This window comes from Halomonas sp. M1, from assembly GCF_029581375.1.
GTDB lineage: Bacteria > Pseudomonadota > Gammaproteobacteria > Pseudomonadales > Halomonadaceae > Vreelandella.
Genome location: NZ_CP121119.1, coordinates 2,495,163 through 2,518,514, shown reverse-complemented (window position 1 = coordinate 2,518,514; position 23,352 = coordinate 2,495,163). Strand labels below are relative to the sequence as shown.

18 protein-coding genes and 3 rRNA genes are annotated in these 23,352 nt (G+C 55.3%); 7 read left to right on the top strand and 14 right to left on the bottom strand.

Going from position 1 to position 23,352, the window contains the following annotated elements:
• Positions 1–190: 190 nt before the first annotated feature.
• From P8S54_RS11610 to P8S54_RS11600, 3 genes are read left to right on the top strand one after another with little or no spacing between them, the layout of a single operon-like run.
• Positions 191–889, top strand: a complete 699-nt coding sequence (locus P8S54_RS11610; protein ID WP_281441876.1) for an HAD-IA family hydrolase — start codon at positions 191–193, stop codon at positions 887–889.
• 1 nt (position 890) lies between these two features.
• Positions 891–1,265 carry a translation initiation factor Sui1 gene (locus P8S54_RS11605; RefSeq protein ID WP_009096589.1) on the top strand — a complete coding sequence of 125 codons (375 nt, stop codon included), beginning with the start codon at positions 891–893 and terminating at the stop codon, positions 1,263–1,265.
• Between the two features lie 56 nt (positions 1,266–1,321).
• Entirely contained in the window at positions 1,322–2,230 is a 909-nt protein-coding gene (locus tag P8S54_RS11600) for a nuclease-related domain-containing protein (RefSeq protein ID WP_281441875.1), read from the top strand.
• 7 nt (positions 2,231–2,237) lie between these two features.
• Here the strand turns inward: P8S54_RS11600 and P8S54_RS11595 are convergent, their stop codons facing one another.
• The 4 genes from P8S54_RS11595 to P8S54_RS11580 all read right to left on the bottom strand — a co-directional run bounded on the left by P8S54_RS11595 (position 2,238) and on the right by P8S54_RS11580 (position 8,683).
• Positions 2,238–3,569, bottom strand: coding sequence for a deoxyguanosinetriphosphate triphosphohydrolase (locus P8S54_RS11595; protein ID WP_281441874.1), 1,332 nt, complete (start codon positions 3,567–3,569; stop codon positions 2,238–2,240).
• Positions 3,570–3,738: 169 nt separating this feature from the next.
• Positions 3,739–3,854 (bottom strand): 5S ribosomal RNA (gene rrf, locus P8S54_RS11590).
• Positions 3,855–3,969: 115 nt separating this feature from the next.
• A 23S ribosomal RNA gene (locus tag P8S54_RS11585) occupies positions 3,970–6,854 on the bottom strand.
• A gap of 295 nt (positions 6,855–7,149) precedes the next feature.
• Positions 7,150–8,683 (bottom strand): 16S ribosomal RNA (locus tag P8S54_RS11580).
• The 16S, 23S and 5S rRNA genes sit together here, the layout of an rRNA operon.
• Positions 8,684–9,253: 570 nt before the next feature.
• Between P8S54_RS11580 and P8S54_RS11575 the strand changes: the two genes are divergently transcribed.
• Entirely contained in the window at positions 9,254–10,279 is a 1,026-nt protein-coding gene (locus P8S54_RS11575) for an aspartate carbamoyltransferase (protein WP_009102022.1), read from the top strand.
• Between the two features lie 14 nt (positions 10,280–10,293).
• Here the strand turns inward: P8S54_RS11575 and ruvX are convergent, their stop codons facing one another.
• The 7 genes from ruvX to P8S54_RS11540 form a co-directional block, all read right to left on the bottom strand.
• Positions 10,294–10,749 carry a Holliday junction resolvase RuvX gene (gene ruvX / locus P8S54_RS11570; protein ID WP_009102021.1) on the bottom strand — a complete coding sequence of 152 codons (456 nt, stop codon included), beginning with the start codon at positions 10,747–10,749 and terminating at the stop codon, positions 10,294–10,296.
• A gap of 12 nt (positions 10,750–10,761) precedes the next feature.
• Complete coding sequence (locus P8S54_RS11565; protein ID WP_009102019.1) at positions 10,762–11,319, bottom strand: YqgE/AlgH family protein; 558 nt, start codon at positions 11,317–11,319, stop codon at positions 10,762–10,764.
• Positions 11,320–11,386: 67 nt separating this feature from the next.
• Positions 11,387–12,343, bottom strand: a complete 957-nt coding sequence (gene gshB / locus P8S54_RS11560; RefSeq protein ID WP_281441873.1) for a glutathione synthase — start codon at positions 12,341–12,343, stop codon at positions 11,387–11,389.
• A 79-nt stretch (positions 12,344–12,422) separates the two neighbouring features.
• Complete coding sequence (locus P8S54_RS11555; RefSeq protein WP_281441872.1) at positions 12,423–13,127, bottom strand: S1-like domain-containing RNA-binding protein; 705 nt, start codon at positions 13,125–13,127, stop codon at positions 12,423–12,425.
• A 167-nt stretch (positions 13,128–13,294) separates the two neighbouring features.
• The gene (locus tag P8S54_RS11550) at positions 13,295–14,062 is read right to left on the bottom strand and encodes a 16S rRNA (uracil(1498)-N(3))-methyltransferase (protein WP_281441871.1); all 768 of its coding nucleotides are present in this window, start codon (positions 14,060–14,062) and stop codon (positions 13,295–13,297) included.
• Between the two features lie 3 nt (positions 14,063–14,065).
• Positions 14,066–14,575: a protein-export chaperone SecB gene (gene secB, locus P8S54_RS11545; protein ID WP_009102012.1), complete on the bottom strand. Its 510-nt coding sequence runs from the start codon at positions 14,573–14,575 to the stop codon at positions 14,066–14,068.
• Between the two features lie 61 nt (positions 14,576–14,636).
• Complete coding sequence (locus P8S54_RS11540; protein ID WP_281444098.1) at positions 14,637–15,059, bottom strand: rhodanese-like domain-containing protein; 423 nt, start codon at positions 15,057–15,059, stop codon at positions 14,637–14,639.
• Between the two features lie 254 nt (positions 15,060–15,313).
• On the opposite strand from P8S54_RS11540, the gene gpmI reads away from it, so the two are divergent.
• The 3 genes from gpmI (at position 15,314) to P8S54_RS11525 (ending at position 19,423) form a co-directional block, all read left to right on the top strand.
• Positions 15,314–16,879 (top strand): 2,3-bisphosphoglycerate-independent phosphoglycerate mutase, encoded by a 1,566-nt coding sequence (gene gpmI / locus P8S54_RS11535; RefSeq protein WP_281441870.1) that lies wholly within the window; start codon positions 15,314–15,316, stop codon positions 16,877–16,879.
• 32 nt (positions 16,880–16,911) lie between these two features.
• Positions 16,912–18,024, top strand: a complete 1,113-nt coding sequence (locus P8S54_RS11530; protein ID WP_281441869.1) for a peptidoglycan DD-metalloendopeptidase family protein — start codon at positions 16,912–16,914, stop codon at positions 18,022–18,024.
• A gap of 94 nt (positions 18,025–18,118) precedes the next feature.
• Entirely contained in the window at positions 18,119–19,423 is a 1,305-nt protein-coding gene (locus P8S54_RS11525; RefSeq protein ID WP_281441868.1) for a S41 family peptidase, read from the top strand.
• Here P8S54_RS11525 and P8S54_RS11520 read toward each other — a convergent pair.
• From P8S54_RS11520 to pepP, 3 genes are all read right to left on the bottom strand, one after another.
• The gene (locus P8S54_RS11520; protein WP_281441867.1) at positions 19,420–20,676 is read right to left on the bottom strand and encodes a UbiH/UbiF/VisC/COQ6 family ubiquinone biosynthesis hydroxylase; all 1,257 of its coding nucleotides are present in this window, start codon (positions 20,674–20,676) and stop codon (positions 19,420–19,422) included. The two genes, P8S54_RS11525 and P8S54_RS11520, sit on opposite strands and share 4 nt — an antisense overlap.
• Positions 20,677–20,702: 26 nt before the next feature.
• Entirely contained in the window at positions 20,703–21,929 is a 1,227-nt protein-coding gene (gene ubiH, locus P8S54_RS11515) for a 2-octaprenyl-6-methoxyphenyl hydroxylase (protein ID WP_281441866.1), read from the bottom strand.
• Positions 21,930–22,002: 73 nt separating this feature from the next.
• Positions 22,003–23,343 carry a Xaa-Pro aminopeptidase gene (gene pepP, locus P8S54_RS11510; RefSeq protein ID WP_281441865.1) on the bottom strand — a complete coding sequence of 447 codons (1,341 nt, stop codon included), beginning with the start codon at positions 23,341–23,343 and terminating at the stop codon, positions 22,003–22,005.
• Positions 23,344–23,352: the final 9 nt, after the last annotated feature.

The following is a 23,352-nucleotide window of genomic DNA, read 5'->3' as shown; positions in this document are numbered from 1 at the left end:
CTATACAGCGTATGCCTTCAGAAGAACGCCGACAAAAGCGCATTAAATCTTATCTGTGCATAATGGCCAACCAGCGTTATCGTATAAAAATTATAAAACAGTGTTCACAAAGGGCGTAAAATCTCGTTCAATAGCAGTGTGTCGGTTTCAACTAACATGGGTAGCGCTTTTTGCGCTCCAAGGAACGACAATGCCGCTTCCACTTTTGCTGTTTGACTGTGATGGCACCCTCGTTGATAGCGAGCCTCTTTTAGCTGAAGAGATGGCCATTGGCCTTAACTCTGTCAGCTTGCCGTTTGCTGCTTCTGATTATCTTGGGGAGTTTCGCGGCACCCGCTTCCGACGTATCGTGGCCGAGCTCCAACATCGCTATGGTGAAATAGATTCCGAGCGGCTCGACCATATGGAGCATAAGATGCGCGCCAAGCTGGCTGAACGACTGGCCACCGAATTGACCACTATCCCTGGCGCCCGTGAATCGCTCGACGCATTAAGCCACTTTCCTAGCGCGGTTGTTTCTAATGGCCCAGAGAGTAAAATCCGCACTGCCTTACAAACCACCGGCCTCACCCACTATTTTGGTAATCGGCTGTTTAGTGGTTATACCGCCAATTGCTGGAAGCCAGAACCCTGTTTACATCTGCACGCAGCCAGTATCATGGGCTATGCTGCCCGTGACTGCATTGCGATAGACGATGCGCTTGTCGGCGTTCGCGCCGCGCTGCAGGCGGGCATGACGGTTATCCATTTAAACCGTTTTCCGGATGCCGAAAGCACCCCTGAAGGCGCTATTATGATTAGCAGCATGTATCAGCTACCCGCAGTGGTGGAACAGCTGACACATCAATGGCGGCTGGCAGCAGTGCCTCAACACTCAACAGGGAACTAGCATGGCTTCTTTACGTGACCAGCTTGGAGGGCTTGTATACTCAACCGAGCATGGAAAAACTTGCCCAGATTGCCGCGAGTCAATCGATGACTGCCGCTGTGAGATCGCCAGCGAACAGCAGCGCCTCGCTGCACTGGACGGCATTGTGCGTATTCGCCGTGAAACTAGCGGCCGTAAAGGCAAAGGCGTCACGACTATCAGTGGCATACCTCTGAATAACACAGAACTTAAAACACTCGCTAAGACATTGAAAAAACGCTGTGGCACGGGTGGTGCCGTTAAAGATGGCGTGATCGAAATTCAGGGCGATCATCGCGAGACACTGCAGCAAGCGTTAACGTCGCTCGGCTACCAAGTAAAGTTGGCGGGCGGCTAACACACCTCTATGATGTCGGTTTACGTAAGTAAACTGCTAAAGGGCAAGGCACTGCAATGGTTTGGCTGGAATACCTGCTACCGCTCATCTTTCTGTTCCCCATGGCGGCCATGGGCGGCATCGTATTAGCACTGCGGAGCTTACACGACGCCCGCGTTCACTCGCCGTTTGACGCCCCACTGCGTGAACCTGGACAAGCGCTAAGGTACCGTCTGGACAAAGCTTTCTCTAGCCTCTTTTTGAATGGCGCACTGGGCCCCATTGTGAGCCTTGCGCCCTTGGTTTACGGCATGGGCCGAATGCTATTTGTTGAGCAGCAGGACTGGGTGGAATGGGCACTTTATGGCTTACTAAGCACGCTGTTGGTATTAGCGTTTTCCCTGCTGTTAATTCGCGATTACCAGCGTATTCGTCGGCTTAAGCTCGGCCTAGCCTGCGAGTTAGCCGTTGGCCAAGAACTAGAGCGCTTAGTAAGGCCCGAAGCGCACCCTTATTATGTCTTTCACGATGTCCCTACCGATAGCTTTACCATCGACCACGTAGTGGTGACACCCCATGGTATTTTTGTAGTAGAAACCCGGGCTCGGGCGCTGGCGATCGGTACTGATGGTAAAGAGATAAACAGCGTCTCGGTTGAACGCGAGCGTCTGCGCTTCCCTCATTGGCAGGAGCGTCGCCCCTTGCATAAAACACGTCAAGGGGTCAGTTGGTTAACTCAGTGGCTGGAGCGACGCTGTGGTGTGCCTGTACCCGTTAGAGGAGTGCTTGTATTACCCGGCTGGCAAATCGATACCAGCGAAGCATCGCCGGATATTTTGGTGGTCAGCGGCGAGCACCTTGCCCGCCAGTTGACAGAGTTAACCCCAGGCCAGATGAGCGATGCCATCCACGATCGAGTGATTCACATTCTCCTCGAGCGCGCGCGACTGATGGAGCTGAAGCATTTACGCGAGCCCTCGGTGTAGGCATGCGTCAGTAGCCGCGTAAACGGCCTCCCATCTCCTGGGCTAAATCCACCGCGTAGTGATCCGTCATCCCACCGATAAAGTCCAGCATTCGTCGATAACTGTCGTATAGCGTCCAAGATGGCAGCGGTGTGTTTTCACCAATTAACGCCAACACTCTTTGATGTTTAAAAGAGCTTTTTCCCGTGTGGTGCAGCTCGTGGGCTGCTCCGATAAAGGCTTCCAACAGAATACCCAGCGTGGTGTAAGCACCAATTTCCAGCTTCGCTTTACGCTCATTCTGGAAGATACGCTCACGGGCTAATTGTTTGGCTGCCCGCACGCCCCAGCCCAAATCTGGGTGGCACAGCTCAAGCAAGTCCTCTCCTAGCGTTCCACTCAACAATGCCTGTTCATACTCTACAAAGACAGCACCTACGTCGTTCACAGCACGTTCCATGGCTGCCCCTCTTAGCAGCGCGATGCGTCGACGCTGGGAAACCTGTCTACGCTCCATATCTGCGTATTCAGGCGGAAATTCACCGGCAATTTGCCGCAGTATTTCAACCACCTCTTCATAGCGCAAGATGCCCATTTCCAACCCATCTTCCAGGTCGAGCAAGGCATAACAAATATCATCAGCTGCTTCGACAAGCCATGCTAACGGATGGCGACACCAGCGCTGCTCCCCCTGGGGAAGTAAACCAACGGCGTCTGCCACTTCTTTTAACAGTGCTTGCTCAGATTGATAGCAGCCAAACTTGCCCGCCCGGCCGCTATAGCGCACTGTCCATGGGTATTTAAGCAGTGTACCGAGCGTTGCCGCAGAGAGCCGCATCCCCCCATTGAACTGGTTGTACTCAATTTGGGTAATTACCCGAAATCCTTGAGCATTACCTTCATAGGTCAATAAATCTTCCCGCTCAGCCTCTGAAAGTCCATCTAGCAGGCCGCTTCCCTGGGCGCGTCGAAACCAGTCACGTATGGCGTATTCGCCAGCATGACCAAACGGTGGGTTGCCAATATCATGACCTAAGCAGGCGGTTTGAACGATTACCCCAAGATCAGCAGGGGTTATCCAATCAGGCAGACGATCGCGTAGCAGCTCTCCGACGATCATACCCAATGAGCGACCAACGCAGCCAACTTCTAGTGAGTGGGTCAGGCGCGTATGGATATGGTCATTTTCAGTCAGCGGATGCACCTGGGTCTTTCGCCCAAGACGCCGGAAAGAACCAGAGAATACAATACGATCATGATCTTTATGGAAGGGGCTACGGCCTATTTCACGGGCACTATCAGTGCGATTATCGTGAAGGCGCTGGGGGGAAAGCAACTGATTCCACTGCATTTGTGTCATAGCATTCCTCCTTGAAATGCTACATTTTGACATAAAACACCAGAAAACCGCACGTTAGTATGAGGTGTGGCATTTCCGGCTCACGATTCTCCCTTCCCCCTTCTTTTTTACCCCTCGCGCATAAAAAAATCCCCCAAGGCATCAGCCCTGGGGGATTTTTCGTATAAGTGCCTGACGATGACCTACTCTCGCATGGGGAGACCCCACACTACCATCGGCGCTAAGCGGTTTCACTGCTGAGTTCGGCAAGGGATCAGGTGGTTCACGCTCGCTATGGTCGTCAGGCGTAACTGGCGATGTATATCATGCTGACGTGTTTGTGTGCGTCTCTATCAAGCCCTGGGCTTGATGCGCGTATCCGGTTCTCGTTACTACTACGACCAGACCCCTTGGGTGTTATAGGGTCAAGCCTCACGGGCCATTAGTACACGTTAGCTCAACGCCTTGCAGCGCTTCCACACCGTGCCTATCAACCAGCTGGTCTCGCTGGGCCCTTTAGGAGGATCAAGTCCTCGGGGATGTCTCATCTTGAAGGGGGCTTCCCGCTTAGATGCTTTCAGCGGTTATCCTGTCCGACCATAGCTACCCGGCAATGCCACTGGCGTGACAACCGGAACACCAGAGGGTCGTCCACTCCGGTCCTCTCGTACTAGGAGCAGCTCTTCTCAAACATCCAACGCCCACGGCAGATAGGGACCGAACTGTCTCACGACGTTCTAAACCCAGCTCGCGTACCACTTTAAATGGCGAACAGCCATACCCTTGGGACCGACTTCAGCCCCAGGATGTGATGAGCCGACATCGAGGTGCCAAACACCGCCGTCGATGTGAACTCTTGGGCGGTATCAGCCTGTTATCCCCGGAGTACCTTTTATCCGTTGAGCGATGGCCCTTCCATACAGAACCACCGGATCACTAGAACCTGCTTTCGCACCTGCTCGACGTGTCTGTCTCGCAGTCAAGCACCCTTATGCTCTTGCACTCACTGCACGATGTCCGACCGTGCTGAGGGTACCTTCGTGCTCCTCCGTTACTCTTTGGGAGGAGACCGCCCAGTCAAACTACCCACCACACACTGTCCTCGATCCGGATAACGGACCTGAGTGAGAACGCCAATGATGCCAGGCTGGTATTTCAAGGTTGGCTCCACTCGAACTGGCGTCCGGGTTTCAAAGCCTCCCAGCTATCCTACACAGGCAACATCAGCGTCCAGTGTGAAGCTATAGTAAAGGTTCACGGGGTCTTTCCGTCTAGCCGCGGGTACACCGCATCTTCACGGCGATTTCAATTTCACTGAGTCTCGGGTGGAGACAGCGTGGCCATCATTACGCCATTCGTGCAGGTCGGAACTTACCCGACAAGGAATTTCGCTACCTTAGGACCGTTATAGTTACGGCCGCCGTTTACCGGGGCTTCAATCAAGAGCTTCGTCCGAGGACTAACACCATCATTTAACCTTCCGGCACCGGGCAGGCGTCACACCCTATACGTCCTCTTACGAGTTAGCAGAGTGCTGTGTTTTTACTAAACAGTTGCAGCCACCTGGTATCTTCGACCGGTTCGGGCTTAGAGAGCAAGTCTCATCACCCTACGCCGGCGTGCCTTCTCCCGAAGTTACGGCACCATTTTGCCTAGTTCCTTCACCCGAGTTCTCTCAAGCGCCTTGGGATCTCACCCTGACCACCTGTGTCGGTTTGGGGTACGGTCGCACATGATCTGAAGCTTAGAGGCTTTTCCTGGAAGCGTGGCATCAGTGACTTCCTGACCGTGGTCAGTTCATCTCGTGTCTCGGCTTTAAGGTGCCGGATTTTCCTAGCACCTCGGCCTACTCACTTTCACCAGGACAACCAACGCCTGGCTCACCTAGCCTTCTCCGTCCCCCCATCGCAATCATGTCCGGTACGGGAATATTGACCCGTTTCCCATCGACTACGCCTTTCGGCCTCGCCTTAGGGGCCGACTCACTCTGCTCCGATTAGCGTCGAACAGAAACCCTTGGTCTTCCGGCGAGGGAGTTTTCACTCCCTTTATCGTTACTCATGTCAGCATTCGCACTCGTGATACCTCCAGCGAACTTCTCAATTCACCTTCATCGGCTTACACGACGCTCCTCTACCGCTCACACCTAAGTGTGAACCCGTAGCTTCGGTACCTGGTTTAGCCCCGTTACATCTTCCGCGCAGGCCGACTCGACTAGTGAGCTATTACGCTTTCTTTAAAGGATGGCTGCTTCTAAGCCAACCTCCTAGCTGTCTGAGCCTTCCCACATCGTTTCCCACTTAACCAGGATTTGGGGACCTTAGCTGACGGTCTGGGTTGTTTCCCTTTCACGACGGACGTTAGCACCCGCCGTGTGTCTCCCACGCTGTACTCACCGGTATTCGGAGTTTGCCTCGGGTTGGTAAGTCGGGATGACCCCCTAGCCGAAACAGTGCTCTGCCCCGGCGGTAATACGTGAGGCGCTACCTAAATAGCTTTCGAGGAGAACCAGCTATCTCCGAGCTTGATTAGCCTTTCACTCCGATCCACAAGTCATCCAAATCTTTTTCAACAGATCCTGGTTCGGGCCTCCAGTTGATGTTACTCAACCTTCACCCTGCTCATGGATAGATCGCTCGGTTTCGGGTCTATATCCAGCGACTGTGTCGCCCAGTTAAGACTCGGTTTCCCTACGGCTCCCCTAAACGGTTAACCTCGCCACTGAATATAAGTCGCTGACCCATTATACAAAAGGTACGCAGTCACAGAACAAGTCTGCTCCTACTGCTTGTACGCACACGGTTTCAGGATCTATTTCACTCCCCTCTCCGGGGTTCTTTTCGCCTTTCCCTCACGGTACTGGTTCACTATCGGTCAGCCAGGAGTATTTAGCCTTGGAGGATGGTCCCCCGTCTTCAGTCAAGGTTTCTCGTGCCCCGACCTACTCGATTTCACATGATCAGATTTTCGACTACGGGGCTATCACCCGCTACGGCCGCGCTTCCCAGCGCGTTCGTCTAATCAGTCACATGCTTAAGGGCTGGTCCCCGTTCGCTCGCCGCTACTAGGGGAATCTCGGTTGATTTCTTTTCCTCAGGGTACTTAGATGTTTCAGTTCCCCTGGTTCGCCTCTTACGCCTATATATTCAGCGTAAGATACTCAGCTTATGCTGAGTGGGTTTCCCCATTCAGAAATGCCCGGGTCACAGGTTGTTTGCCACCTCGCCGAGCCTTATCGCAGGCTACCACGTCTTTCATCGCCTCTGGCTGCCTAGGCATCCACCGTGTGCGCTTAATTGCTTGACCCTATAACCCGAAGGAGTCTGGGGTTCGCAATAATAACGATTGCCGGATACGCTTGAGACGTATCACAAAACAATTACGTATAAACACTTCTACGAAGTGTTTATGTCAGCATGATATACATTGTTAAAGAGCGACTGCTATAAGCAGTGATAAACGAATCGTATTTTCAACATCAAAAGAAAAAGAAAGGTCTTTTCTTCTTTTTTAGTGTGAAAGAGCGTTTATCACTGCTCATCAACAGCATTCTGATCAGGTAATTCATTGTGAGCGCTTACCGCGAGGATAATGCATCGTTTAAGGAGGTGATCCAGCCGCAGGTTCCCCTACGGCTACCTTGTTACGACTTCACCCCAGTCATGAACCACACCGTGGTGATCGCCCTCTTGCGTTAGGCTAACCACTTCTGGTGCAGTCCACTCCCATGGTGTGACGGGCGGTGTGTACAAGGCCCGGGAACGTATTCACCGTGACATTCTGATTCACGATTACTAGCGATTCCGACTTCACGGAGTCGAGTTGCAGACTCCGATCCGGACTGAGACCGGCTTTTCGGGATTAGCGCACTCTCGCGAGTTGGCAACCCTTTGTACCGGCCATTGTAGCACGTGTGTAGCCCTACTCGTAAGGGCCATGATGACTTGACGTCGTCCCCACCTTCCTCCGGTTTGTCACCGGCAGTCTCCTTAGAGTTCCCGCCATTACGCGCTGGCAAATAAGGACAAGGGTTGCGCTCGTTACGGGACTTAACCCAACATTTCACAACACGAGCTGACGACAGCCATGCAGCACCTGTCTCTGCGTTCCCGAAGGCACCAAGTGATCTCTCACAAGTTCGCAGGATGTCAAGAGTAGGTAAGGTTCTTCGCGTTGCATCGAATTAAACCACATGCTCCACCGCTTGTGCGGGCCCCCGTCAATTCATTTGAGTTTTAACCTTGCGGCCGTACTCCCCAGGCGGTCGACTTATCGCGTTAACTTCGCCACAAAGTGCGCTAGGCACCCAACGGCTGGTCGACATCGTTTACGGCGTGGACTACCAGGGTATCTAATCCTGTTTGCTACCCACGCTTTCGCACCTCAGTGTCAGTGTCAGTCCAGAAGGCCGCCTTCGCCACTGGTATTCCTCCCGATCTCTACGCATTTCACCGCTACACCGGGAATTCTACCTTCCTCTCCTGCACTCTAGCTTGACAGTTCCGGATGCCGTTCCCAGGTTGAGCCCGGGGCTTTCACAACCGGCTTATCAAGCCACCTACGCGCGCTTTACGCCCAGTAATTCCGATTAACGCTTGCACCCTCCGTATTACCGCGGCTGCTGGCACGGAGTTAGCCGGTGCTTCTTCTGCGAGTGATGTCTTTCCTAGGGGGGTATTAACCCCTAGGCGTTCTTCCTCGCTGAAAGTGCTTTACAACCCGAGGGCCTTCTTCACACACGCGGCATGGCTGGATCAGGGTTTCCCCCATTGTCCAATATTCCCCACTGCTGCCTCCCGTAGGAGTTCGGGCCGTGTCTCAGTCCCGATGTGGCTGATCATCCTCTCAGACCAGCTACGGATCGTTGCCTTGGTGAGCCATTACCTCACCAACTAGCTAATCCGACATAGGCTCATCCAATAGCGGGAGCCGAAGCCCCCTTTCTCCCGTAGGACGTATGCGGTATTAGCCTGGGTTTCCCCAGGTTATCCCCCACTATCGGGCAGATTCCTATGCATTACTCACCCGTCCGCCGCTCGTCAGCATCTAGCAAGCTAGATCTGTTACCGCTCGACTTGCATGTGTTAGGCCTGCCGCCAGCGTTCAATCTGAGCCATGATCAAACTCTTCAGTTTAAAATCATTGTGATGCTTACTCGTTACTTAAGGACTAGCCGAAAGCAACAAAAGCGCATCAAACTTGGCTCAAGGTTCAAACGAATTCATTCAAACTTACGTTTTCATGACCGCTTGCCTTGATATTTGGTGATTTATCACCCTCATCGGCAAGCGCCCACATGAATTACCTGATCAAATTGTTAAAGAGCGTTTCGCTGATAACCGGCTTGCCGTTGAACTGGCTTGCCTCAGCGAGGAAGGCGTATTCTACGCATTTCCTGGTGATTGTCAACCGCTGTTTTCAGTGACTGAATTCAGCGAACGAGGCGAGCCACACAACCGCTCTAACCTACTGACAAACCGAAGGTTTTCACCTTCATTCACCGCTGGTAACGCTTGGCGTCCCCGGCAGCGGATGCGTACTTTACGGATTCGCTGCCGTCTTGGCAAGGGCTTTTAGAAAATAAGGAGAAGAAAGTTTCAATACGCTCAGATTTGGCTTTTGAAAGCACTTCGGCGCCACTGCTTTGGCAGTTACACTTATATCTGCCTTATAGCACTGAATGCCTATCTACTTTGAGGTCTACGATGAGCCAGCACTTATTAACCGTCGATTCATTAAGCCGCGAAAGCGTTAATCACTTATTGCGTGTTGCCTCGCGCATGGAGCCGATTGCACAGCGGCGCCAGGTGACGCGTGTGCTGGAAGGCGCGGTGCTCGGCAATCTTTTCTTTGAGGCCAGTACACGAACGCGGGTGAGCTTTAATGCTGCTTTTTGCCGCTTAGGGGGCAGCGTATGCGACACCACCGGTTTTACCTTCTCTTCCATGGCGAAGGGAGAATCGCTCTACGATACTAGTCGGGTAATGAGTGGCTACTGCGATGCGATTGTCATGCGCCATCCTGATCAAGGCTCAGTGGCAGAGTTTGCAGCGGCGACCAACGTGCCGGTGATTAACGGTGGGGATGGCCCGGGAGAACACCCAAGCCAAGCGTTGCTAGACCTTTATACGATTGATAAAGAGTTTCAGCGGTTAGGTAAATCGCTCAGTGGCGCGCATATCTTACTGACCGGCGATTTAAAGTATGGCCGTACAGTGCATTCGCTGATTAAGCTGCTGTCCCTTTATGATCCGCTGCGCATTACCCTGGTTTCTCCGCCTGGGCTTGAGATGCCTTCAACACTGATTGACTTAGTGACCTCACGCGGGCACCGCATTGAACAGCGCGACTCATTGGCCAGCGATTTCTCGGACCTGGACGTGGTTTACACCACGCGGATTCAGAAAGAGCGCTTTACCGACGAGATGAACGAGAGCTTCCAGGGGCTTTCCGATGACTTTATGGTCAATCGCGAATTTCTTGACCACCGTTGCAATCAGGGCACGATTGTCATGCACCCACTGCCCCGAGATAGCCGCCCGGGCGCCAATGACCTGCATGTAGACTTAAACGGGGACCCGCGTTTGGCGATTTTCCGTCAGACGGATAACGGTATTCCCATGCGCATGGCTATTTTCGCAACGCTTCTGAACGTTGACGATTTGATTGAGAAAGACCTGCGCTCAGTACGCTGGTTCGTCCCCTCCCAAACCGGTACGCTGGATCGATAATTTTCTATACCGCGTTAATAAGCGCTACGCCCGCCGGGTAGTCCTTCCTGGTGGGCAAACCAGCCTTCTAAAATAAGCACGGCGGCGATGCCGTCCACGCTCTCTTCCCGGTAATTACCACGATGGCCCGCCGCATGCGCAATTTGCTTGGCTTCGCGAGTAGAGCCTCGCTCATCAACCATTTCAATCGGCTTGCCGAAGCGCCCATGAAGGCGATTAGCAAACTTACGTGCCCGCGTGCTCATCGCTGATTCAGTGCCATCCATATTGAGTGGCAACCCCACTACAAACAGATCAGGCTGCCACTCCTCTACTAAACGTGTGACAAGGTTCCAATCAGGAATGCCGTCGCGTGCGGTGAGCGGCGACAGTTCTCGCGCACTCTTTAGCAGCTCGTTCGCCACGGCAACCCCTATGCGCCGAGTGCCAAAATCAAATCCGAGGATCAGACGCTGCCCGCTATCAGCCATGACACTTCACCATCACGCATGCCCTGCATCACGGGTCATCAGGTTTAGGTCAACGCCCAAAATTCCAGCGGCGGCAGTTAAACGCTCGGCTGGGGGCGTATCAAACAGCACGCTTCCCTCGCCTTCAACGGTCAGCCACGCGTTCTCTTTTAACTCCTCCTCCAACTGCCCAACATCCCAGCCCGCACAGCCTAAACAGACCAGAAAATGCTCAGGCCCTGTGCCATCAGCTAGCGCCTGTAGAATATCCATTGAGGTGGTGAGCGCAATATTATCTTCCACTTGGACGCTGGAGTCCCACTCTTGACTATCACCCAGGTGCAAAATGAAACCACGATCCTTATGCATGGGGCCGCCATAATAAACCGGTGCATTACGATGTGGACTGTCGTCGCCCCCTAATGAGAGCTGTTCAAACAGGGCGTCCAAGGTAATCTCTAGCGGCCGGTTAGCGATAACGCCCATGCAACCATTGTTATCATGGTCACAAAGATAGATCAGGCTGCCGGCAAAATTGGGGTCTTCTAAGTGCGGCATTGCCATTAAAAAGTGATGCTTTAAACTTTGCATGCGTCTCCTACGGCCCGCCGATTGCTCGGCAAGCCTCGAATTATTTAGCGACTAGAACGTTCAACCTTTAGGTAAGCCGACGCTCAATCGCGTCCAGCAGCATGCCAGCAATATCGGTACCGCGCTGGTCATCGATTTCACGCACGCAGGTTGGGCTAGTGACGTTAATTTCGGTGATGTAATCGCCGATCACGTCTAAACCAACAAACATCAACCCTTTTTCGCGAATCATGGGCTGCACCTGCTGGATGAGCCAGTGGTCACGCTCGGTCAGCTCTCGGCTGACGCCACGTCCACCGGCGGCAAGATTGCCTCGGGTTTCCCCTGCTGATGGTATACGTGCCAACCCAAAGGGTACCGGCTCACCATCAACCAACAAGATACGCGTGTCGCCATCTTTGATTTCCGGCAAATAGCGCTGCGCCATAATTTGCCGTTGGCCACGCAATGTCAGCTGCTCAATCACGGCACCAATGTTACGGCCATCAGGGCCAATATGGAAAATACCGGTGCCGCCCATGCCATCAAGCGGCTTGAAGATCACATCGCCGTGCTCGGCATGGAAAGCACGCAGTACGTCATCACGGCTAGCGACTATCGTGGGGGCACAGCAGTGGGGGAACTGCTGGGCGAAAAGCTTTTCGTTGCACTGCAAAAGCGCTGCGGTGGGATTGACCACTAGCACGCCATCTCGCTCGGCAAACCCTAAGAGATGAACCGCATTGGTAAAATCAGCATCTACCGGCGGGTCTTTGCGCATTAGCACCACGTCTAACTCAGCGAGCGGACGCTGCGCCGCTTCTCCCAAGTCGTACCAGTGGCTGGGGTCACGATGCACCGTCAGCGGGCGCATGCGCGCGTAAGCTTTTCCCGCCTGCAAGAAAAGATCCTCCTGCTCCATATAGTGCAGGGTGTAGCCGCGCTCTTGAGCCGCCCACAACATAGCCATAGTGGTATCTTTCTTGTAAGCGATGTCGCTGATGGGATCCATCACCACACCGAGATGCAACGTTGCCTGGCTCATTGAGGTACCTATCCATACATGAACAATAGCCGCCAGTATGCCGCACTGCCTGTACGGCTCCAACCATCACTATTAGTGGCTACTTAGTTTGCTCATCAGTGAGGGCGCCGACAACAAGGCGCACAGCCCCCGGTTCTAAGGTGATTAACTGCTGCTTGTAGAGCCGCCCAATCGCCTGCTTATAAGCGCTCTTACTTACCCCCAACCGTGTTTTGATTTCGTGAGCCGAGCTTTTATCGCCCAAGGGCAAGTAACCGCCGCTTTCGCGCAGCGCCTGTAGCACCTTGTCACCCACCACGTCTAAGCGGGCAGCCCCTGGTGGCAGTAGCGAAATATCCACTCGGCCATCTTCACGGCGCTGCTTGACATAGCCCTTAAGCGACTGCCCACGGCGCAGCGGCTGAGTAATATCATCTTGATAAATCAGCCCCCAGTAGCGGTGATTAACCACGACCTTCATACCTAAATCCGTTCGGTCGGCAACCACCACAGAGGCTTCATCCCCCTTCTCTAGGGCCCAGGCATCGTCGGTTAAAAAACGATCAAGACGCATGGTGGCCACTGGACGCCCCTGGTCATCACTATAAAGCATGACCAGTACCCGCTTGCCGGGGTCAGGCCGAAAGCGCTGCTCACTGTAAGGCAACAGCACATCTTTAGGCTGCCCCCACTGTAGAAACGCCCCCGTACTGTTGACCGCCGTCACGGTTAAGTACGCCACATCACCCAACTGGGCAGATGCATCGCTAGCGGAGCGGGGAGATGAGTGTGACTCACGGACCATGGGTACCGTCCTTACAAGAAGTAGAGCTTCATTATGGTGGGTTGCGCACGCAAGGCAAAGCGTCGCGGCGGCCAGCCAAACCAACCGAGGGGAAAAGCGTATAAAAAAACGCTGCCACCGCATTGCAGGGCAGCGACTGCGTGGAAGGTGTTTACACTAGTCAGTGCTTACAAATCACCAAAGTGATGCTGCAGTAGCGTTAAAGCCACCACCGGGGCGGTTTCAGTACGCAGTACCCTAGGCCCTAGCGTGAGCGGCGTAAAACCGCTGGCAATAGCGGCGTTAATATCCACGTCGCTTAGACCACCTTCAGGGCCAATCAACAGCGCCGCCACATTAGGGCGAGACTGTTGGTTAAAGGCGTTGCCTGTTGCCAAGTGCAGCATTAAACGCAGCGGCTCCTGGCGATCGGCGAGCCACTCATCAAGCGCGATGGGTGGATAAACCGGTGGCACTACCGCACGCCCGCACTGCTCGCAGGCACTGGCAGCGACTGCCTGCCAATGCGCCAGCTTTTTCTCTTCCCGGTCACCTTTGAGGCGTACATCACCCCGCTCGGTATAGAGCGGGGTAATCGCGGCAACGCCTAACTCCACGGCTTTTTGAATGGCGTAGTCCATTCGGTCGCCTTTGGAAATCGCTTGACCAAGATGCACGGCCAGTGGCGACTCGCCGCTGCCTTGCCAGAGCGCCTCAATACGCACCGTCGTGTGTTTGCGACTCACGTCAGCTAAGCGCACGCCCGCCTCTCGCCCCTGACCGTCAAACAGCATCAGTGGCGCGCCTTCGCCCATCCGCAGCACCCGCGTAACGTGTCGCGCAGGGCCTTCCGGAAGCGTTAAGGTTGCGCCTACTGCAAACTCAGCAGGCACATAGAGACGCGGCATTTTACCGTGCAAGGCAACCCAATCAGCGGCGAGCAACGTTTCCGACATAGCTTAGTGAGTATTCTCTGCGGCTTGTTGAGCCTGCTGCGCTTCACGCTGCTTGCGCTGGGCGTACATGGCTTCAAAATTTACCGGCGCCAGCATCAGCGGGGGGAAGCCTCCACGATTGACGAGGTTGTCCACGCACTCACGGGCGTAAGGGAATAGCAGGTTAGGGCAGAACGCACCTAACGTTTGCTCAAGCTGGGCACCTTCGATACCCGAGATACGGAATAGGCCCGCTTGCTCGACTTCAGCGAGAAACGACGTGGTGCCCGTTTCGCTATCGTTAACCTGAGCCGTCACCTTCACCACGACTTCGTACTGGTCGTCAGCGATTTTCTGGCTGGTGGTGTTAAGGTCGAGATTGACCTTAGGTTTGAACGCCTGCTTAAACACAGAGGGCGAATTAGGCGCTTCAAACGAAATATCTTTTACGTAGATACGCTGTAAAGAGAACTTCAGCTGTGGCTTTTCGCCTTCTGCGGCGCCAGCCTGGGGGGTATTGTTATCTTCCGCCATTGGAATGCTCCTGATAATTCATTCGATAAATAACGTCACGCGGATACTACCAACCACGTGATTACTTTTTAACGACCGGTAAACCATCGGCCTGCCATTGCGCCATACCGCCTTTAAGCTTGGTAGCACGCTCGAAACCCGCTTTGGAGAGTTTTGCATGGGCAGCGCCAGAGCTCTGGCCATGCTTACACACCACGATAATCGGCTGGCTTTTAACTTTCTCCAGTTCGCTCATGCGGCTATCAAGGCTGCTTTGGGGTATGTTGCGTGCGCCAGCGATATGCCCGGCTTTAAAGTCTTTGCTTTCACGAATATCCAGCACCACCGCGTCTTCACGGTTAATGAGCTGGGTGGCCTCTGTAGAGGTCACGGCATTAGTGGCAGCACTGCGCGTTTCATAGGTAATCCACGCTGTCAGTACCAGCAAAAACGCCCCCACTAATAGGGGGTGATTCATTACGAATTCGAACAGCTGATCGATCATCGCGAACATAATCTCTTGGTCTATGCAGAAAAAAGCGGCCTAGCCACTGTCAGAAACGCGACAAGTATACACGTCACACAGCATTCCGCGCAGGCCATGACGCCCGACGGCTGCCTGCGTTATGATGCCCCATGCACGCGAGCGTCGCGACCCCGATCATAAGGTGTTGTCTGAAAACTGCCTGAGCAGCCTTTAATAAGGTTTCAAAGCGCTCCTCACATTGTTTGACGGACCCACTTAACGAGGTTTTTTCCATGGCTACATCTACTACTCCGCGCCCCGTGGCGCTGATCATTTTAGACGGCTACGGCCATAACCCCGACAGCGCTCACAATGCCGTGGCCGCCGCCAACACGCCTGCCATGGATAAACTGTGGGCCAACCGCCCCCACGCCTTCGTCCACACCGACGGCCTTCATGTGGGTTTGCCTGAGGGGCAAATGGGCAACTCCGAAGTGGGCCATATGAACATCGGCGCCGGGCGCGTTGTGTATCAGGACTTTACCCGTATCACGAAAGCCATTGAAGAAGGCGACCTAGATACGATTGAGGTGCTAACCAAGCCGATTGATGAAGCCGTCGCCAACGGTCGTCCTGTCCACCTGCTGGGGCTACTCTCCCCAGGCGGCGTACATAGCCATGAAGACCACTTTATTGCCATGGCTGAACTGGCCGCCCGCCGCGGTGCTCAGCGTATTTATGTCCATGCGTTTTTAGACGGCCGCGATATGCCACCACAAAGTGCGCTACGTTCAATTGAGCGTGCTAACGCCCGTTTAGCGGAGCTGGTCGGCGCTGACAATGGTTTCGTGGCCTCGGTGATTGGTCGTTTCTACGCCATGGACCGCGATAATCGCTGGGAACGCGTTGAACAAGCTTACCGTCTACTCACCGACGGTCATGCCGACTTCATTGCCTCCAGTGCTGAAACCGCCCTACGAGACGCTTACCAGCGCGGTGAGACCGACGAATTTGTAGCTTCTAGCAGTATTCCGCTCACTGAAGGCGCTATTACCCTACAAGATGGTGACGCGGCGATTTTCCTCAACTTCCGCTCTGACCGCGCCCGCGAGCTAACCCGCGCCTTCACCGAGCCCAATTTCACGGGGTTTGAGCGTCGCGTTTGTCCAAAACTCGCGGGTGACGGCTTAGTAATGATGACCCAGTACGCTGCCAATATTCCCGCGCCAGCGGCGTTTCCGCCGTCAGATCTGAGCGACACTCTCGGTGAAGTGGTTGCTAAGCGCGGCCTTACCCAGCTACGCATTGCCGAAACCGAGAAATACCCTCACGTTACCTTCTTCTTCTCGGGTGGCAACGAAGCCGAGTACGAAGGCGAAGAGCGCATCCTCGTGCCCTCACCGCGGGACGTCAAAACCTACGACGAAAAGCCCGAAATGAGCGCCTTTGAAATCACCGATAAGCTAGTAGAAGCAATCGACAGCGGCCGTTTTGACCTAATGATCTGCAACTATGCCAATGGCGATATGGTAGGCCATACCGGCGATTTTAATGCCGCCGTTAAGGCAATTGAAACCGTCGACACCTGCGTTGGCCGCGTGGTAGAAGCCATCGAGCGCGCAGGCGGCGCCTGTTTGATTACGGCTGATCACGGTAACGCTGAACAGATGGTGCATCCAGAAACCGGCGCCCCGCAAACCGCCCACACCACCTTTATGGTGCCGTTGATTTACGTAGGTGAGCGAGACGGCGCTTTAGAAGATGGCCGCCTGTGCGATTTAGCGCCTACGCTGCTGACGATGATGAACCAACCCCTTCCCGAAGCAATGACCGGGAAGCCGCTCATACGTTTTAATTAATGCCCATGCGGCGCTGTTTAACGCTCCTGGCCATGCTGGCGCTATGGTATGCGCCAGCGGTTACTTTCGCCCAGCCAAATGAAAGTGCCGCACGCCAGCAGCTAGATGCCCTTGGCCAAGAAATTGATTCGCTCTCCCAGCGCCTGAGTGCCACTGGCCAGGCGCGCGACAGCGCTGAACGCGAGTTAAAAGAGGTAGAAACCGAGCTGGCCGACACCCACCAGCGCCTGGATACGCTTCAGGCCGAACGCCGCCAGCTAAACGAGGAAACCACGCAGTTACTTCAGCACAGAGATCGCTTACAAGCTGAGCGTGATGCTCAATACACCGCGCTCGCTCAACAGCTGGCCGCGCTCTACCGCCTTGGCCCAACGCCTCAGCTTAAACTCCTGCTCAACCAAAACGACCCGGCTGAGCTAGATCGTATGCAGGCCTACTTAAACCGACTGACCCAAGCTCGCCAGCAGCGTCTAGCAGACATTGGACGCCTTGATACCGCGCTTGCCGATACGCAACACGCCTTGAGCGAGCGCCAAACACGGCTTGATACATTGGCAGACGAGCTGGAGGCACAGAGCGCGCTACTCGCCCAGCGCACTACTGAGCGGCGCGGCGTCGTGGCAACGCTAGATGACCGTTATGGCAGCGAAGCTGACCGCCTTGCGGACCTTAACCAGAGCCGGGAACAGGCAGAGCAGCAGCTGCGCGCTATTCAGGCAGAGCTTGCCCGCTTATCGCAACCCACCCCTACCACCCATATCACCCGCACCCAAGGCGACCTGCCCTGGCCAGTGCAGGGGTCAATTACCGCGGATTTCCAACGCCGTGACGGCGTACACTATAACGGCATTGTCATCCAGGCCAACGAAGGCACTGCAGTAACGGCGGTTCACAGCGGCCGTGTCGTTTTTGCTGAATGGATGCGTGGTTTTGGCAACCTGCTGATCATCGACCACGGCGACCAGATTATGACCCTGCACGCCCATTTACAGCAGTTCAGCGCCCGCCCTGGCCAACAAGTCAGCCGGGGCGATGAAATTGGCCGGGTCGGTAATAGTGGCGGCCAGTCACGCTCGGCGCTCTACTTTGAAGTGCGCCGTGGCGGTGAACCAATTAACCCACAACGTTGGATTGCACGCCGCTGACGGGATAAGCTGACGTGTATCACCACCTATAAAGCTTTAACGATTAACTTTGCGCAGCGCAGAGATGCGCTGCCTTTCGCCTAGCGGAGTCTGCATGACGCTATCTGTTACCGAGGTATCGGCCCCCGCCAAGCGTTTTTTGGCTACCCTGCTACCGCTTGCCCTGTTGTTAGCGCCGCTACCGCTAGTGGCCCAGCCCGCAGGTAACAGCGCGGCTGACGATCTTCCGTTAGAAGAGATTCAAACCTTTGCGGAAGTGTTTGAGCGCATTAAACGCGGCTATGTAGAAGAAGTGGATGACCGCACGCTGCTGCGTAACGCCATGCGCGGCATGCTCAACGAGCTGGATCCTCACTCGGCCTATTTGGACGAAGAGGAGTATCAAAGCCTGCGTGAATCCACCCAGGGCGAGTTTGGCGGCATTGGCATTGAAGTGGGCACCGAAAATGGCCAGCTGATGGTTATTACGCCCATTGACGACACCCCCGCCTCCCGTGCTGGGCTGCTCTCCCGGGATATTATTATTGCCATTGACGGCACCCCCACCGACAACATGTCACTTCAGGAAGCGGTCAGCATGATGCGCGGTGAGCCGGGCAGCCAGCTTCGTATTTCCGTACTGCGCGCAGGCGAAGATGCGCCCCGCGAATTTACCCTGAACCGGGAAATCATTCGCAGTGAAAGCGTCAAGCATGAGGTGCTTGAACCTGGCTATGGCTATTTACGCATCAGCCAGTTCCAGTCACGCACCCCAGATCAGGCGCGCCAAGCAATAGAACGCATGGGCCGCGAAAAACCTCTTGAAGGCTTAATTCTCGATTTACGTAATAACCCTGGCGGCGTGCTGCAGGCCGCTGTCGGCGTGGCCGACCTGTTCCTAGATGAAGGGCTGATTGTGTACACTGAGGGGCGGCTTTCCGACACCGAAATGTCGTTTTCAGCCTCACCGGCAACGCCCGCTGGTGACGTACCGCTAGTGGTGCTGATTAACAGCGGCAGCGCCTCAGCGGCTGAAATTGTCGCAGGGGCACTGCAAGACCAGCGCCGCGGGGTAGTCATGGGCACCGAAAGCTTCGGTAAAGGCTCAGTGCAACAGATTATGCCGCTGGGTAACGGTGAAGGCCTTAAGCTCACCACCGCGCTTTACTACACGCCCAACGGGCGCTCGATTCAAGCCCAAGGCATCGAGCCGGATGTAGAGGTAGTACGTGGCCGACTAGAGGTTGCCGAAAGCCGCCGCGAGATCCGCGAGGCCGACCTTGATGGTCATCTGGGCGGTCAATCGGCTCTACCTCGTGAGCGCTCCGCCGCCGTCCAGCGTTTGCAGGATGATTACCAGCTCAGCGAAGCGCTTAATCTGCTTAAAGCGCTCAACGTTGTGGACCGCCGCCGCCGCTAACGGCACGACAGCGGCAGGCGACCACGCTCTCCAGTGGCCTGCCGCATAATCACGCGCTTTAACGGCACCAGTTGATTCATACCGCTCATACCTATATTTCGCGCGAGGGTGAGCACCGGCACATGACTACCAAACAGCACCTTAAAGCCTTTCATGAGCCCTAACATGGCGCTGTTATCAAAACGCCGCCGCCGCTCGTAGCGGGTCAAGGTGGTTAATGCCCCCCACGGCGCGCCGCGTTGCCAGGCAGTTATCACCTCTTCAGCCAACACCGCCGCATCCATAAAGCCCAGGTTTACGCCCTGCCCAGCCAGCGGATGTATGCTGTGGGCGGCGTCGCCTACCAGGGCAAGGTTGGGCTGCACGTAGTGCGCTGCATGCCGCTGTACGAGCGGAAACCGATGGGCACTATCTACCACTGTCACCTCACCCAGCCGGTGACTAAATGCACTCCCCAGCGCGTCACCTAATGCTTCCCGTGAAAGACTCGCGAGTGACGTTGCATGGTCTGGGGTGGTAGACCACACAATTGAGCAGTAACGATCATCGCCCTTCACCGTCAGCGGTAAAAAGGCTAAAGGGCTTCCTGCAATAAAAGCCTGACGCGCCGTGGCACCATGCGTTTTTTCGCACAAAACCGTCGTCACTAGCGCATCCTGCTCCATCGCCTCTTCAGCGACCTCAATCCCCGCCAGCTCACGCAGGGCAGAGCGAGCGCCGTCTGCAGCGACTAACAGCGGGGTATGCAGCTGACGACCGTCCTCCAGCACCAGCCAACGCCCGGTATCGGTGGTTTGTAACGCTTGAATACGCGAGCCGAAAAGAGGACTAACCCCGGGCAAATTAAGCACCTGCTCATTGAGCGCCGCTAAGGTGACATCGTTTTCAACAATATGCCCCAGCACCGGGGCGCCCGCTTCATCGGCAGAAAAATCAATGCTGCCGCTGCCGTCAGCATCCCACACCTGCATATAGCGGTAGGGCGTTACTCTGGTCGCCTCCATGGCGGGCCATGCCCCTAGGTGAGTCAGCAGGCGCTGGGAAACCGGTGTAAGAGCGCTTACCCTTGGCGCAGGCGCATGGTCACCAAACGCGCTAAGTTGCAATGGCGACGCTTTCGCTTCTACCAGTGCTACCCGCATACCTGCTTTTGCTAGCAACCCTGCCAGCGCCGTTCCGACCATGCCCGCTCCGACAATCACCGCGTCAAAGTCTTCAACCGGCGCTTTACTTGCCGCTGTTTGCGTTGTCATAGCACGTCCCTTAATTGCTTAGTAAATCAACGCTCCAGACCCATGGCCCGACGCGCAAGGCCACGGCGCAGCGGGCCTATCAAATTAAGCCCAATCAGCCCAGCCGCGCGGGCATGGGGCAACAGAGGCAGTGAGTATCCGAATAAGCGCACCAAGCCGTCGCTAAATCGGATAACGTTGGCCCGGTCTCGGGCACGCCGCTGTTCAAAGGCAAGCAGCGTTGGCATATCGCCCAACGAGCGCTGATGCTGGGCACCCTGCTCTAGCGCTTCTACTAGGTCCATTACCGAGCGTAGCGCAAGATTGAACCCCTGGCCTGCGACCGGATGAAGCGCATGGGCCGCATTGCCCAGTACCGCCAACCCAGGCCGTACGGGTTCTTCGGCAGTAACTAGCGATAGCGGATAGCTGAAACGCTGCCCAACCCGCGTAAAACGTCCAACCCGGTCGCCAAAGGCGGTTTGTAATTGATGCAAAAACGCTCGGTCAGATAGGGCTAAGCGCGCTTGGTCAGCGCCACTGGCATGGGTCCATACTAGCTCCATGGCTTGGCCTGGTAACGGCAGTAGCGCAATGGGCCCCTCTGCGGTAAATCGTTCATAGGCCACACCTTGATGGGGTTGGCTAACCCCTACATGGGCAATCAGCGCGGTTTGTTCATAAGAGTGGTGGCGGCTACTGATCCCCAGTTGCTCTTTAAGACCGGAACGTCCACCGTCTGCCAAAATAGTGAGCGCCGCCGTTAGCTCGCGCCCATCAGAGAGCACTAAGTGGTGGCCGTAGGCTTGGGGCGTTAGCTGGTCAACCTTAGCCGGGCAGTACCACTCTATGGGCAATCGCTGAAGCTGCTGGTGAAGCACGCGTCCCATCCAGGCATTGGGTATAACATGCCCTAATGCTGCAACACCCAGCTCTTTAGCGCTTAACCGCGCTGCGCCTAAGCGCCCTCGTTCGCTAATATGAATGCGCTCAATGGGCGCGGCTTCTTGCTGCATGGCTTCCCAAACGCCCAGTTGGCGAAAGCGCTGGGCAGACCCTTCGGCAATAGCGCTGGCCCTGGTATCAAAGCTGGGCTGCCAGGGCGTTTCCTGACTGTTTTCAGGCAACGCTGCCGCTTCAATAATCGCCACGCGCCAGCCGTAACGCTCAATCAGCGGCGCCAATGCACAGCCCAAGCTTGCCCCTACCAGCCCACCGCCGACTATCACGATATCGTGGCTGAGCGTTTGTTTCTCCTGCTTAGCGCCTAGCATGGGCTTCTCCTGAAACTCTATCGTAAACCGTAACGTAATTTACATAATGCAGAAACAGCTTAATTCTCAGCGGTTATTTAGTAGCCATCAACTGCTCAATTTCAGCCACCTGCTTAGGCACGCCTGAGGTAAGCACCTCATGCCCTGCTGAAGTCACCACCACATTGTCTTCAATGCGAATGCCGATACCGCGATACGCCGCTGGCAGTTCGTCGTCCTCAGGGATATACAGGCCAGGTTCAACCGTCAGCACCATGCCTTCTACTAGCGGGCGCGGGGTTTGCTCATCAAGGCGGTAAGTACCCACATCGTGCACATCCAGCCCTAGCCAGTGAGACGTAGAGTGCAGATAGAAGCGGCGATAGCTCTCATCATCAATACGCGCCTCTACATCGCCCTCTAGCAGCCCTAGAGAGATCAAGCCTGCCGTTAAGTCTCGCACCACTCCTTGGTGGATATCCACCAAGCTTGCACCAGGCGCAACCGCTTGGATAGCGCGCTCTTGGGCCTCTAAGACGACTTGGTAAAGCGCCCGCTGGGCTTCGCTAAAACGCCCGCTAACAGGAAAGGTGCGCGTGATATCCCCGGCATACAGATCAAATTCGGCGCCTGCATCGATCAGCACCAGCGTATCCGCATCCAGCACATCGCTATTTTCAATATAGTGCAGCACGCAGGCGTTAGCGCCGCCGCCCACAATAGTGCTGTAAGCCGGCCCGCTGGCACCCTGCCACCTAAACTCGTGCTCCAGTTCCGCCTGCAGTTGGTACTCGCTCAACCCTGGTTGGCAAACGCGCATTGCACGAACATGGGCCTGGGCGGAAATAGCTGCTGCATGGCGCAGCAGTGCGATTTCTGCAGGGCTCTTAAGCAAGCGCATTTGGTGAGTTAACGGTCGGCTATCGAGCCAGCCTTTTAGCGCTGGTTTACCACGTCGCAATCCCGCCTGCGCATGGGCTAGCGCGTCTTCTGCAATGCTTAAGGCCTCGGGGTTATCCAGCGGTACATAAAGCAATTCGCGGCCTTCCAGCAGGCTTGGCAACAGCTCATCGCGCTGGGCATTTTCATACGCCTGGTCAATACCATGCAGGCGTTCAACACCCAGGGCGCCCAGCCGCCTACCCGTCCAGGCTTCCAGAGTGGGGTCGCGGTCTTGGCAAAACACCACGCTTTGGCCCTCCTCGCGGCCAGGCAACAGCACCAGCAACCCATCGGGCTCTTGAATGCCGGTAAGGTAGTAGAAGTCGCTCTGCTGGCGAAACGCGTACTCGCTATCGTGGGAGCGCGTTACCAAAGAAGCACCTGGCACCACCATGGCAGCATTTTGCGGTAGCTGCGCTATCAGCGCCTCGCGCCGCTTCAGGTACTCGGCTGGCTCAATCGCTGCGGGGCGGGGCAATAGCTCAGGCAACATATCGACTCC